The 14,371-nt window shown below is 76.9% G+C and carries 5 protein-coding genes; all 5 read right to left on the bottom strand.

Annotation, left to right across the window (positions count from 1 at the left end):
- A partial coding sequence (locus tag E1300_RS39470; RefSeq protein ID WP_131762291.1) for a glycosyltransferase occupies positions 1–1,081 on the bottom strand: 1,081 nt, incomplete at its 3' end.
- Positions 1,078–1,953 carry an alpha/beta fold hydrolase gene (locus E1300_RS39465; RefSeq protein WP_131762289.1) on the bottom strand — a complete coding sequence of 292 codons (876 nt, stop codon included), beginning with the start codon at positions 1,951–1,953 and terminating at the stop codon, positions 1,078–1,080. The genes E1300_RS39470 and E1300_RS39465, both read right to left, overlap by 4 nt.
- Positions 1,946–2,230 carry an acyl carrier protein gene (locus tag E1300_RS39460; protein WP_131762288.1) on the bottom strand — a complete coding sequence of 95 codons (285 nt, stop codon included), beginning with the start codon at positions 2,228–2,230 and terminating at the stop codon, positions 1,946–1,948. Before E1300_RS39460 ends, E1300_RS39465 begins: the two co-directional genes overlap by 8 nt.
- Positions 2,227–6,579 (bottom strand): beta-ketoacyl synthase N-terminal-like domain-containing protein, encoded by a 4,353-nt coding sequence (locus E1300_RS39455; RefSeq protein WP_131762286.1) that lies wholly within the window; start codon positions 6,577–6,579, stop codon positions 2,227–2,229. Before E1300_RS39455 ends, E1300_RS39460 begins: the two co-directional genes overlap by 4 nt.
- Positions 6,576–14,336: a type I polyketide synthase gene (locus E1300_RS51900; protein ID WP_207400217.1), complete on the bottom strand. Its 7,761-nt coding sequence runs from the start codon at positions 14,334–14,336 to the stop codon at positions 6,576–6,578. Before E1300_RS51900 ends, E1300_RS39455 begins: the two co-directional genes overlap by 4 nt.
- Between the last annotated feature and the right edge of the window lie 35 nt (positions 14,337–14,371).

Here is a 14,371-nt window from a genome sequence, read left to right as displayed (position 1 = left end):
CGCACCTGCGGCTGGCGCCGCTCCCGATCGCCCTGGCGACCGATCCCGAGACCGGCGAGCGGGGCGTCCGGCTCGATTTTCTGGACGCCAGCGGCAGCCCGTGCGACAGCGACTCGCACACGGTGTTGTGGCCGCCGTGGCAGACGACCGCGGACAGCCGCTCCAGCAGCCTGAGCTGCGGGACGTGCGGGCGGACGAGCACGTTCGGCGGCGGGTCGGCGAGCATGCCGGGCGGCGCGACGACGACGGCCTGCACGTCCATGCCGCGGACGGCGTCCAGCGCGACCCGGTAGAAGCGGTCGCCGGACGAGCCGTTGAGGGTGCCGAGCGAGACGAGGACGGCGGGCCGCCCGTCCAGCCACTCCCACGGGAACGCGCCGCCGGCGGGGCGGCCGAGCGCGGGGCCGACGAACGCGAAGTGGCCGGGGAAGAACGAGGTGTCGCCGACCAGCGCGCCGGTCGAGAAGACCAGCACGAGGTGGTCGGAGAAGCGCAGGTCGATGAGGTCGTCGATGCCGTGGTCGAGCTGGAAGTCGCCGATGCGCTCGCGCACCCACTCCTCCACCTTCGGCATCCCGGCGAGGGGGCGGGTGAACTCGGCGGACGTCGTCGCGGACGTGGCCCACGGGAGCCCCCGGAGCCGCGCGGCGACCGGGGCGGCGAGGACGAGCTGGTCCCCGATGACCACGTCGGGGCGGAACCGGTCGAGGGCCGTCTCGACGCCGGGCATCATCGCGTGCCCGAGCGGGACGACGAACTCGTCCCACAGGTGGCGGAACGCGGCGAGGCCGCGCAGGGACCGGCGGCTCTCGCCGATCGCGGGCAGCCGCGCCGCGAGCTCGCCGTCCATCGCGGAGAAGATGCGGGAGCCGGGCCGCAGCAGGGGTTCGAGGGTGGCGCGGTGGCCCGTCCAGGCGACGGTGTGGCCGCGGCGGACGAGCTCGGCGGCGACCGCGACGGTCGGGTTGACGTGCCCGGTGAGCGGCGGGACGGCGAACAGGAACCGCCGCCGCGGCGTCTCGGCGCGCGGGATGCCGGGGGCGCCGAGCAGGGACGGGACGTGCACGCGGCGGGCGCTCATCGCGCACCTCCCGCGACGGGCACGCGGGTGCCGGCGTGGTGGGCCAGCCACGGCAAGAGGACCTCCAGGAGTTCGGCCGTCCCCTCGCGGAGCACGGTGTGGGCGTAGCCCGCCATCACGTGCAGGGTGCAGCCGGGGACGGTGCGCAGCAGCAGCCGCCCGGCGTCCATGACGTCCGAGTGCTGCCCGTAGACGGCGAGGACGGGGCAGGCGACGGACGCGAGGGCGGCGGGGCCGACCGGTTCGGCGACGGCGAGGTCGTCGAGCAGGCTGGTCCCGTTGATGAGGGCGTCGGCGGTCGCGGCCATCCGCGCGCCGCGCCGCCAGCCGAGGGCGCGGTACCGCTCGGCGACGCGCTCGTGCTCCAGGAGCAGCGCCGAGCGGCCGAGCGTGTTGAGGAGGTCCTCGATCCACGCGCCGGGGCGCTCCGACGGGCCGTACGCCTCGATCAGCACGAGGCCCGCGACGCGGGACGGGCGGGCCAGCGCGGCGTTCAGCGCGACGACGCCGCCCCAGCTGTTCGCGACGAGGTGCACCGGCCCGCGGTGCCCGAGTGCGTCGAGGACGGCGAACAGGTCGCGGACCGCCTCGGCGGCCCCGTATCCGGCGGACGGCCGCTCGGTCCGGCCGTGCCCGCGCAGGTCGTACAGGACGGACCGCGCCCCGGCGGCGGCGACGGGCCCGGCGAGCGTGTAGTAGAAGCTCGACAGGTTGTCGATGACGAGCCCGTGGACGAACACCACGACGGGCGGGCCCTGCGCGGCGCGGCGCCCGGGGCCGGCGCCGTCCCGGAGGTCCGCGGCGGGGGCGTGCCCGACCGGGTCCATCGTCTGGACGTGGAAGCGGACGCCGCGCGCGGTGACCTCAGGCATGGGCCTCCTCTCGGATCGCGGACTCGATGTGCCCGACCACGTCCCCGACGGTCAGGTTCATGATCTGGTCGAGGTCCAGCGCGGCGATGAACCGGGGGAAGTCGACCCGGTCGCCGTAGTGGCCGCGCAGCCGGTCCACGAGCGCGACGAACTCGATGCTCTCCAGGGCGAGGTCGTCCCCGAACGTGGTGGCGGGCCCGACCTCCACGTCGAGGAGGAAGTCCTCTCCGACCACCTCGGTCAGCATCAGGACGACCTCCGCCATGACATCGCTCATGTTGTGCTCTCCTCCCTGTCGGTGCCGCCGGACGCGGTCGTCCAGGCGATCACGTGGCCGTCCGCGCGGCGGGTCTCCACGCTGGTGACCGTTCCGTTCGCGGCGACCAGCAGCCGGTCGGGGCCTGCGGCGGACACCACCAGCTCGGGGCGCCGCAGCCCCGGCGGCATGGCCTGGAGGACCGCCTGCTTGGCCGCGCGGACGCGTGCCTCGCCCCGCTCGTCCACCACCGCGAGGCCGATGCCCGCGACCTCGCCCGCGGGGCGGACCAGCGCGACGCCCAGCTCGGCGTCGCAGCCGATCGAGACCACCGGCGGCTCGTCGAACGGGCCGCTGACCACGGGCCGCCCCGCCGCGTCGTCCCGGATCGCGAGCTCCGCCGGGAACAGGGGCCCGTGCCCGCGCCGCCACAGGTGGTCGCGGACGGCGTCCTTGGCGGCGATCCGGCCGAGCAGCCACGGCCCCTGCGCGAACGACGGGAGCGCCTCGTAGTCGGCGCGCTCGGCCGCGCACAGGTACATCCGCATGAGGAGGTCGCGGGACGCCGTGCCCTCCCACCGCCTGCGGGCGAGGCACCAGCCGCCCTCCTGGGGCTCGCCCGTCCCCGACAGCTCCGGCGTGAACTTCATCCGCCAGATGGACTCGTCGGTGTAGAAGCGGTGCATCGTCCATCCGTCCACGCGTCCCCACACCGTCCCGTCGGAGCGGAGCATCTGGACGGAGGCGCGCATGGTGGTGTCGGTCAGCGACTGGTTCCAGACGGTCGTCTGGAGACGCTCCCCCGCGGCGGGCAAGGGCCCGTACAGCGAGACCCGTTCGATCCCGACGGGGAACACCGTCTGGTTGTTCTCGCCGTACACCTGGATCCAGTGCCCGCAGAGCTGACCGGCGCTGTCCAGGACCGCCCCCGGCGTCGGCAACACGGTCAGGACGGCGCGGACACCGTCCTCCGCGAGCGCCGTGAGTTCGGTGACGCCGCGGAAGAGCGGCCCATGGAACATCCAGCGCTCCTCGTACAGGCGGTCGGCCGTGACGACCGGCGGCCCCTCCCCCGTCAACGCGGTGGTGTCCGGCGGAGGCGGCGCCGGGTAGCCCGTGTCCAGCAGGACCGTCGCGTCGGTGTGGCCGGGGATGACGACCTTCACCCTGCGCGGGCCCGCCCGTCCCGGGGCGTCCTCGACGACGTGGGCGTGCAGGTCGGCGGTGACCGGCGGCGCCGCCACGACCCACCGGATGGCGCGGACGTTCTCGAAGCCCACGACGACCATGTCGGGCAGCAGCTCGCGGGCGGTGCCGGCCATCACCTCCAGCAGCGTGGCGAGGGGCACGACGGGGAAGCGGTCCGACAGGTCCGCCCAGCCGGCGGGCTGCGGGAACACGCAGTGGTCGGCGAGGAACGGCATCGCGTCGAGCGAGAACGCGCGGGAGACGACCAGCTCGGCGGCGACCGGCGCGGCGTCCCCGGCGTCCCGGGCGGGCGCGGCGGGGTCGGCCGGGTCGGCGTGCGACTCCGCGACCGGTGCCCCTCCGCTTCCGAGCGCCTCCAGGACGGTCTGCGCGCCGGACGCGGCGTCGTTCAGCAGCGCCTCCAGCTCCGCCAGAACGGGATCGTCCGTGGGCAGGGACGGGATGCCGGACGTCCCGGCGAGGTCCAGGGGCGGCACGGCGCCGTCCAGCGTGACCAGCGGCGTGCCGAGTTCGAGGCGGATCCCGCCGGCCGGCTCGGGGGCGGGCGCGGACGCCCCGTACCCCTCGGCCCACAGCGCGGCCACGACGCGGCGGAGCTGCGCCATCCCGGCCCGCTTCGGCACGTTGACCGCCATCGCCAGATGCTCCCGGCCGCCGAGCCGGTCGCCGACGAACCCGGTGAGGCTGCCCGGCCCGACCTGGACGAACGCCCGCACGTGCGCCGCGCCGTACAGCTCCTCGATCAGCTCGCTGAACCGCACCGGCTCCAGCAGGTGCCGGACGACGAGCTCGCGGATCCCCTCCGGCGTCTCCGGGAACGGGCCCACCGTCGTCGCCGACCACAGCGGCACGCGGGCCTCCCGCAGCGGCAGCGCCTCGAACGAGCGCTGCACCTGCTCCCGGAACGCCTCCGCCAGCGGCGTGTGGAAGCCCGTCCGGAACGGCAGCTCCGCGCCGAGCACCCCCTCGGACGCGAGCCGGGCCAGGATGTCCCTGACCTCGTCCGGCGGCCCGCAGATCACCGACTGGTGGGGGCAGTTGTCGTGGCTGACGAACACGCCCGACCGCGCCCCCGCCGCCTCCTGCGCCCGGTCGGCGCCGCAGCCGAGCGCCGCGTACACCGCGTCGGGGGCGTTCAGGTCGTCCTCGGCGATCGCCTGGATGAAGGAGTCGACGACGTCCGCGTCGTACATCCCCGCGACGATCATCGCGGTCCACTCGCCCAGGCTGTGCCCGGCCACCACGTCCGGTTCGACGCCGAACCCGGCGAGCGCCGCCGCCAGCAGCCGGCCGACCCCGATCACGTCCGCGGCGTGGCCGACGAGACCGCCGCGCTCCGCCGGGACGAACCCGGGCGTCCCGAGGTGCTCGGCGACGTCGTCCACGCGCGGGTCGAAGGCGGGCTCGAACCCGGGGAACAGGAACGCCAGCCGCCCGCCCCCGGCCAGCAGCGGGCGCGGCGCGAACCACAGGTCGCTGCGCCCCCGCCACGGCGTGCCGCGCTGCACCACCGCCCGTGCGAGGTCCAGCCGCCGGGGCGTCGGCCCGACGATCGCGAGGCGGCACGGGAGGTCCGGCGCGTCCCGCGACACCTGCGCCATGAGCGCGTCGTCCGCGGCCTCCAGGAGGGCCGCGAGCTCGTCGGTCGTCCGCGCCGCCAGCCTCAGCACGCCCTCCTCCGGATCCGCCGGAACGTCCCGGACCTCGGAGGACACCACCCTGCGTCCCGCCGCGCGCCGGCGCGCGGGCGCGGACGGTGGCTCCTCAAGGATCACGTGCGCGTTCGCGCCGCCGAACCCGAACGCGTTCACGACCGCCCGCCGCGGCGCCCCCACCGGACGCTCCCACTCGGCCGCCTCCCGCACCGGCCGCAGCCGCCCCCCGTCCAGCGCCGGATGCGGGTCGTCCACGTGCAGCGTCGGCGGCAGGACGCCGTCGCGCACCGCGAACGCCGCCTTGACCAGCCCCGCGATCCCCGCCGCGGGCATCGCGTGCCCGATCATCGACTTGACCGTGCCGAGCCCGACCGGCGGCCCCTCGGTCCCGAGGACCCGCCGCAGCGTCGCCAGCTCCGCCTCGTCCCCCGCCGGCGTCGCCGTCCCGTGCGCCTCGACCAGGCCCACCGCGCCCGGCTCCCGCGGGTCGAGGCCCGCGTCCCGCCAGGCCCGCTCGACCGCGAGGACCTGCCCGTCCACCAGCGGGTTCATGATGCTCGCCGCGCGGCCGTCGCTCGACGACCCCGCGCCGACGACGAGCGCGTGGATCCGGTCGCCCGCCCGCTCCGCGTCCGACAGCCGCTTCAGCAGGACGACGCCGGTGCCCTCGCCGAGGAGCGTCCCGTCCGCCGCCCGGTCGAACGGCCGGATCGTCTCGCTCGGGCTCAGCGCCCGCAACTGGCTGAACACGCTCCAGACCGTCACATGATGGGCATGGTGGACGGCCCCCGCCAGCATCGCGTCCGCCTGCCCGCCCCGCAGCGCCCGCACCGCGTGCTCCACCGCCAGCAGCGACGACGCGCACGCCGCGTCCAGCGTGTACGCGGGACCGCGCAGATCGAACCGGTTCGCGATCCGCGCCGCCGCGAAGCTCGGCACCAGCCCGATCGACGCGTCCGGGCCGTCCGGGCCGAGCCGCTCGCAGAACGCGCGGCGGATCTCCTCCAGCCGGTCCCGCCCGAGCTCCGGCACCAGCTCCGCCAGCACCCCCACCACCTGGTGGGACGCGGTGACCCGCTGGTCGAACCGGGCGACGCCCGGCGTGATGTAGCCGCCCCGCCCGATCACCACGCCCACCCGGGCCCGGTCCGGCAGCCGCTCCTCGCCGCCCGCGTCCGCGATCGCCTCCGCCGCCGTCCGCAGCGCCAGCAGATGGTCCGGCTCCATGCCCCGCACCGCCGCCGGCATGATCCCGAACCGCGCCGGGTCGAACAGCGCCAGCTCGTCCACGAACCCGCCGCGCCGGCAGTAGAACCGGTCGCTCTCCGGCGCCCGCCCGTAGGCGTCGGGATCGTAGTACAGCGCGGGATCCCAGCGCCCCGCCGGCACCTCGGTGATCGCGTCGAACCCCGCCAGGACGTTGCGCCACAGCTCCGCCGCCGACCCGGCGCCCGGGAACACCGCCCCGGCGCCGACGATCGCGATCGGCTCCCGGGCGTCGGTCACCGGACCGTCCCCGTGAACACGACCTGCGTCTCCGTCCCGTGCGCGATCTCCCGCAGCAGCGCCGCCACGCCCGCGTCCGGATCGATCAGCCCGATCCCGCGCCGCGCGTACTCGCGCGCCAGCTCCGGCGACACCATCCCGCCGCCCGCCCACGGCCCCCAGTCCGCGACGAGCACCCGCCCCCGCAGCCGCGTCCGCCACACGTGCGCGAGCGTGTCGCACGCGTCGTTCGCGGACGCGTAGTCGACCTGCCCCCGGTTCCCGTGCACGCCCGCCACGCTCCCGAACACCACGAAGAACCCCACGTCCGGACGGACCGCCGCCGCCAGCGCGCACGCGCCGTCCACCTTCGTCCGGTACACCCGCGCGAACGACTCGGGCCCCTTGTCCCGCACGAGCCGGTCCTCGACGAGCCCCGCCCCGTGGACGACCCCGTCCAGCCGCCCGTGCCGCCGGTACACGCCCTCCACCACGTCCCGGACGGCCCGCGCGTCCCGTACGTCCACCGCGTGGTACCGGACCGACGCCGCGACCCCCCGCAGCGCCTCCAGGTTCCGGACGATCTCCCGCTCCGCCATGATCAGCCGGATCGTCGCCTCGATCTCCGCGGGCGCCCGCCCGCCCTGCGCGACCAGCGCCCGGCGCAGCCCCGCCTCGTCCGCCGCGTCCGGGAACGCCGGAGCCCCGCCCGGCTCCGGCGTCCGCCCCACGACCTCGACGTGGCAGCCGCTCGTCCGCGCGAACGCCAGCGCCGCCCGCGCGGTGATCCCGCGGGCGCCCCCGGTCAGCAGCACCACCCCGTCGGGCCCGAGCCCCGGCACCGCCGCCGTCCCGGACAGCTCCGCCGGCACCACCGTCAGGCTCCGCCGCAGATGCCCCTCGTGCCCGATCGACACCGGCGTCTCCGCGGTCAGCAGCTCCGCCATGATCCGCTGCGCGATCGCCCGCGGCGTGTCCTTCGTGTCGACGTCCACGGCCCGGACGAGGACCTCGGGGTACTCCTGCGCGACCGTGCGCGCCATCCCCCGCAGCCCCGCCCCCGGCGTCGGGTCGCCGACCCCGCCCCCGTCGTACCGCAGCCCGAACGTCCCGCCCGCCCCGCTCGCGACGACCAGCCACCGCAGCCCGCCGAGCAGCGCCCGCCGGATCCCCTCGTACACCCCGGGCAGCACCGCCGTCGCCCCCGGCCTCAGCGCCGCCAGGTGGATCAGCCCGTCGCACTCCCCGTCCACGTCCATCGGCGTCCGCACCGTCGCGCCGTGCCGCTCCAGCAGGTCCCCCAGCTCCAGCGCGACACCGCACCCGTCGTCCACGATGAGGAACCGCCGCTCGGCGAACGCCGTCCCCGCCTCCCCCGGCACCGGCAGCGCGTCCAGCCGGCAGAGCCGCACCACCTGCCGGACGATCCCGCCGTCGAGCGCGCCGTCCGGCACCCCCCGCACATCGCTGGGCCGCCGCAGCGCGCCCCCGGTCTCCCCGAGCCGCCGCGCCCCCTCAGCGATCACGGACGCGACGTCCTTCGGCGACGTCCGCGCACCGTTCACCCCGAGCCCGAACGCCGCAGCACCCGCCGCGCCGCCGTCCACCTGCCTGAACCCGCCACCCGGCGCGGAGTGCTTCCCGGGCCGCGACGGCGCACCCAGCACGAAGCCGGACGCCTGCGCCTGCAGCGCCCCCTCCTGGACGGCCCCGGCGCCCTGCCCCGGCCGCCCTTCAACGTCCGAACCACCCGGCGCAGAGTGCTTCCCCGCCCGCGACGCGTCACCCGGACCCTCGTCCCGCGTGGTCGTCGCGTCCTCGACCGGCACGACCTCCTGCGTGGACAAGGTGTCCTGCGCACCCGACTCGTCCACCTCACCCGGGACGGAAGGCGCGACCGCACCCTCCGGCGCCGGCCCGACGTCCTGCGCGGGGAGCGGCACGTCCACGATCCGTCCCCGCACAGCCGCCCGACCCGACGACGGCAACGCCACCCCGGCAGACGCCCCCGGCCGCGTGGACGGCCCCTCCACCCCGCGAGAAACCTCGGGCGTGCGAGCCCTGCCCTCACCAGTCAAACCACCCGCCGCAGACGCTCCACCCAGAGCGTCACGGCCACCCTGCGTAGGCGACACCTCCGGGAGAGACACCCCCTCCCGCGCGGACACACCGCCTTGCACGCTCCGGGCCTCCGCCCCGCGCGCAGCACCTTCCGCACCGCGCGGAGCATCCTGCGCGGCGTGCTTCCCCGGCGTCTGCTCTCCGCCCGGCACGGGAATCTCCACCTCCGCTGTCCGCCCGTGCGCGGAAGGACCGCCCAACGGGTCGGCACCGCCTTGGGCGGACGGCGCCGCCGAGGCGGTCCCGTCCTCCTGCGCGGGCTCGTACCCTGCATCTAGCGAAGGGTCATGCGTGCGGGTCTCGCCTTCAGCGGACGAGACGTCCGGCACGGACCGCTCGACCGTCACAGGCTCGATCGGCGCGGAGTGCATCTCCGGCGCTGCCGGTGCGTCGGCGCTGTCCTGCGTGTACGTGCCATCGGGCACGGTCTGAGTCTTCGACGCGTGCGAAGCCTCGTGCGCGGGTGAGACGGTCGGCGCGGAGTGCATTTCAGGGATCGGCGGGTTGGGCTGGGGCTGGACGTCCTGTACGGGCTGGGTGAACTGGGGCTGGGTGGTGAGCGTGTCGTAGATGGGGACGTCGCCGACCGGCTGGGCGGGCTCGTCCTGTGCGACGGTCTCGTGGACGGGGCCGCCGGAGAGGGCGGAGGTTCCCACGTGGGCGGCGGGCTGGCCGGGCCTCGGGGTGGTCTGCGGCGGGATGCGGACGGGGGCTTGGTAGACGCCGGACGAGGTGCGATCCGCGTCAGGGTCAGGCGCGTCGGAAGCGTCGGAAGCGTCCGGTGCGTCCTGAATGGCCAGGCGGGCGCGGAGCCAGGTGACGATCTCGCCGATGGTGGTGAGGCGGGAGAGCTGCTCGATGAGGGCGTCGTCGGGACGGCCGTCCGCCGCGAGGCCGACGCGGTCGGCCAGGTCGCCGATGATGACGGTGCGCTTGATGGAGTCGATCGAGAGGTCGGCCTCCAGCTGGAGGTCGCTGCCCAGCATGTTCTCGGGGTAGCCGGTCCGGGCGCTGATCACGGCGAGGACGTCGGCGTGGACGTCCCGGGACAGCGATCCGGCAGGCACCGACGCCGCCACTCCAGAGTCAGAGCCGGAGCCGGGGTCGGCCGGGTCCTGCGCGGACGGGGTTCGGGGCGGCAGGGTCTCGCCCGCGAGGACGGCGCGGGGAGCGGGGATGGGCGAGGCGGTCACGGCGGGGGCCGCGGGCGAGGGCTCGCCCGACGCGCCGAGGTGGCGGAGGATCACCTCGCGCTGGGCGGCGATCAGCTCGCGGCCCGCGCGCAGGTACTCCAGCACCGCGGCCTCCGAGCCGCGCGGACGGTCGCTCATCGTTCCTCCTGGGACGCGCTGGGCGGGGCGCAGCGCGTTGGTCGGGTACCCGCCGTCGGCGGTGCGGACGAGGTGCCCGTTCACGATCCAGCCGGGCGCGCCCGCCCGGCCCGTCGCGGTGCCCGCGGCGGTCCCGGAGGCGGTGAGGGGGCGGGCGTCGCGGCCCGCGAAGAGGGGCAGCGGGTCCACGGGGACGCCGGCGGCGGCGAGTTCGGCGAGGGCGGCCAGCAGCCGTGCCAGACCGTCCTCGCCGGGGGCGTCGCAGGCCACGGCGGTGTGGGGGCGGTCGCCGAGGATCGCGCCGACGAGGCCGGTGAGGACGCGTCCGGGACCGGCCTCGACGAAGGTGCGGGCGCCGGCGGCGTACATGGCCTCGATCTGCTCGACGAACCGGACGGGCGCGGCGAGCTGCCCGGCGAGGGTCGCGGCGAGCTCGGCCGGGTCGGCGTCGTAGGGCGCGGCGGTGGTGTTCGACCAGACGGGGAAGGCGGGCGAGCGGAGGTCGCGGCCGGTGAGGTCGGCGCGCAGCCCGGCGGCCGCGGCGGCGACGAGGGGGCTGTGGAAGGCGCAGGCCACGGGGAGCCGCTCGGCCTTGACGCCGCGCTCGGCGAGGACGCCGAGCGCGCGGGCGAGGGCCTCGCCGGTGCCGGAGACGACGACCTGGCGGGGCGCGTTGTGGTTGGCGACGACGATCTGCGAGACGCCGGAGAGCGCCTCCCTGACCTCGCGCAGGGACGCGGTGACGGCGGCCATCGCGCCGCGGTCCTCGCCGGCGGCGTCCAGGATGGCGGCGGCGCGGGCGGCGCTGAGCTCGACCATGTCGGTCTCGTCGAAGACGCCGGCGGCGCAGAGCGCGACGAGCTCGCCGTAGCTGTGCCCGGCGGCGAGGTCGGGGTGCACGCCGAGGGCGGTGAGCAGCCGGTGGACGGCGAGCCCGGCGATGCCGAGGGCGGGCTGCGCGGCGCGGGTGTCGGTGAGGGCGTCGCGCTGGCGGCGGGCGTCCTCGCGGGTGAACGCGGCGGGCGGGAACATCGCGGCGGCGTACCGGCCGCCAGCGAGGCGCAGCAGGCGCTGGAGCCGGGGGAAGGCGACGAACAGGCCGGCGAGCATGCCGGGCCGCTGGCTGCCCTGGCCGGGGAAGAGGAACGCGACCTGGCCGGGTCCCTCGCCGTGTGCGGGGAGGACGCCGTCCATCGGACGGCCGTCGGCGGCGGCGTCGAGCTTGCGCCTCAGGTCGGCGAGGCCGGTGGCGACGAGCGCGGCGCGCACCGGGCCGCCGGCGGCGGCGGACGTGCGGGCGAGGTCGCGGAGCCGGGGCGTGCCGGTGGCGAGCAGGGCGCGGAGCCGGTCGATCTCGGTGCGGGCGGCGGTGTCGTCGGCGCCGCGGATGAGGAACAGCTCGGCGGGCCATTCGTCGAGCCCGGAGACGGGTTCGGGGGCGCCGCCGTATCCGGCGAGGACGGCGTGGAAGTTGGTGCCGCCGAACCCGAAGCCGCTGAGCCCGGCGTACCGGTCGCCGGGCGCGGCGGCCCAGGGGCGGGCGGCGCGGCCGAAGGCGAACGGGCCGTCGGGGTCCCATTCCGGGATGGGCTTGGCCAGGTGCAGGGTGCCGGGCAGGACGCCGGTGTGCAGCGCGTACGCGGTCTTGATGAGGCCGGCGAGCCCGGCGGCGCACTTGGTGTGCCCGATCTGCGACTTGACGGACCCGAGGGCGACGGCGCCGGGCGCGGCGCCGGCGAACGCGGCGGACAGGGTGGCGAGCTCGGTGCGGTCGCCGACCCCGGTGCCGGTGCCGTGGGCCTCGACGAGGCCGACGTCGGACGGCGACACCCCCGCCCGCTCGTACGCGCGGTCGAGCGCGCGCCGCTGGCCCGCGGCGCTGGGGGCGGTGAGGCCGAGGGAGCGGCCGTCGCTGGATCCGGCGACGGACTTGACGACGGCGTAGACGCGGTCGCCGTCGCGTTCGGCGTCCGCGAGCCGCTTCAGCACCACGCACGCGACGCCCTCGCCGAGCGCGATCCCGTCGGCGTCCGCGTCGAACGCGGCGCACCGTCCGGCGGGGGACAGCGCCCGCACGGAGGAGAAGAGCAGGTAGTCCTGGATGCCGTTGTGGACGTCGGCGCCGCCGCACAGCACCATGTCGCTGGTGCCCGCGGCGAGGTCCTTGCAGGCGGCGTCGAGCGCGGCGAGGGACGCGGCGCACGCGGCGTCCACGGTGTAGTTGGCGCCGCCGAGGTCGAGGCGGTTGGCGATGCGCCCGGCGATGACGTTGGTGAGGACGCCCGGGAACGAGTCCTCGGTGGGCGCCGGGAGCTGCTCGGCCAGGCCGGGCGGGACCTCGCCGAGGTAGGCGGGGAGGGTCGCGCGGATGCCGTAGGCGGTGGCGAGGTCGTTGCCGCCCTCGGCGCCGAAGAACACCGACGTCCGGGACCGGTCGAAGGGGCGGTCGGCGTAGCCCGCGTCGTCGAGCGCGCGGGACGCGACCTCCAGCGCGAGGAGCTGCACCGGGTCGACGCTGCCGAGCGCGGCGGGCGGGATCCCGTACGCGAGCGCGTCGAACGGGACGTCCGGGAGGAAGCCGCCCCATTTGGACGGCGTGGTGCCGTCCGCGGCGGCGGGGTCGTAGTAGAGGTCCGGGTCCCAGCGTCCGGCGGGGACCTCGGTGACGGAGTCGACGCCGCCGACGATGTTGGCCCAGTACCGGGCCGCGTCGGGGGCGCCGGGGAAGACGCAGGCCATCCCGACGATCGCGATGTCGGCGGGGCGGGCGGCCGCGGCGGCGGGGCGGTCCGCGGCGACGCCGAGCTCGGCGGCGCGGGCCGCCAGCAGCGCGGTGGCGCCCGTGCTGACCTGCTCGTGCAGGGCGGTGACGCCGGTGGTGGACGAGCGCAGCGCCGCCACCTGGCCGATCATGTAGAGGCCCTCGGCGCGCTGCTCGGCGGGCTCGACCGGCTGCGGCTCGCGGCCGGACGGGCGGCGCCGCAGGCCCTTGCTCGCGACGCGGAGCCGCCCGAGGTTCAGCTCCTCCAGGCGCCGCCACACCTCGCGGCGCGGCATCCCGACGGCCGAGAGCTCGCGGCGCGTCTCCGCGAACGCGTCGACGTAGGGCGTGCGGGCGCAGCGGATCGCGTGCCCGGGCGAGGTCTCCAGCAGGGCCGTCCCGGCGCAGTCGAGGGCGGCGCGCTGGAAGCCGGGCACGATCGCGCCCGCCGCGACGGCCTCGGTGGTGAACAGGTACGCGGTGCCCATGAGGACGCGGACGTCCGCGCCCCGGGCGGCCAGCGGCCCGCTCAGCGCGGCGACCATCGCGGCAGAACGCTCGTCGTGGATCCCGCCCGCGAACATCACCGACAGCTCGGACGCGTCGCCGCCGAAGGCCAGCAGCCGTTCGACCTGCGCGTCCCACAGCGGGAACGCGGCGCGCGGCCCGACGTGGCCGCCGCACTCGGCGCCCTCGAACACGAACCGGCGCGCGCCCTCGCGCAGGTAGCGCTCCAGCAGCTCGGGCGACGGCACGTGCAGGTAGGCGCGGACGCCGGCGTCCGCCAGCTCCGCGGCCTGCGCCGGGCGCCCGCCCGCGATGATCGCGTACGGCGGCCGGACGTCGCGGACCGCGGCGACCTGCGCCTCGCGGACCTCCGGCGGCGCGAACCCGAGCACGCCGACGCCCCACGGCCGGTCGCCGAGCCGGTCCGCGGTCTCCTCCAGCAGCGCGCGGACCGCGTCGCCGTCCTTCAGCGCGAGCGCGAGGAACGGCAGGCCGCCGTCCTGCGCGACCGCGGCGGCGAACGCCGAGCAGTCGCTGACCTGCGTCATCGGGCCCTGGACGACCGGGTACACGCGGCCGTCCGGGACGAGCGGGTCGGCCGCGGGCGCCAGCGGCTCGGCCTCGGCCGCCGCCCGGAGATGCTCGATGACCTCCGCGCGGACGGCCTGCACCACGCCCCCGGCGGTGCGGTACCGGGCGGCGAGGGACGCGGCGAGCGGCCCGTCCTGCCCGACGGGCAGCGGCCACGGACCGGTCGGCAGGGGCCGCGCGCCGGTCTCCGCCGGGTCGACCCCGGCGGGCCCGGTCTCCGGTGTGCCAGGGCGGGCCAGGAGGCGGTGGCCGTCGACGATCTTCGTCTCGCTGCCGTCCATCGCCGCGAGCACGGCCGCGACGGCGGCGGGCGGGTCCGCCTCCCGGACGAGGGCGAGCTGGACGTCGAGCACGACGCCCGCCGCGCCGCCCGCCACGGCCGCGGCCGCCGTGTGCGTGCCGATGCCGCCCGCGGCGTACACGGGGACGTCCACGGCCGGGTCGGCGGCCAGGTGCTGGAGCAGCACGAACGTGGTCAGGTCGCCGACCCGGCCGCCGGCCT

Origin of the sequence: Actinomadura fibrosa, from assembly GCF_900659615.1 — a bacterium.
GTDB classification, from domain to species: domain Bacteria; phylum Actinomycetota; class Actinomycetes; order Streptosporangiales; family Streptosporangiaceae; genus Spirillospora; species Spirillospora fibrosa.
This window is presented reverse-complemented; position numbering and strand designations above follow the sequence as displayed.

Excerpts from the sequence above, each read along its gene's own strand:
- E1300_RS39465 (WP_131762289.1), bottom strand. The coding sequence starts at position 1,953 with ATGCCTGAGGTCACCGCGCGCGGCGTCCGCTTCCACGTCCAGACGATG.
- E1300_RS39460 (WP_131762288.1), bottom strand. The coding sequence starts at position 2,230 with ATGAGCGATGTCATGGCGGAGGTCGTCCTGATGCTGACCGAGGTGGTC.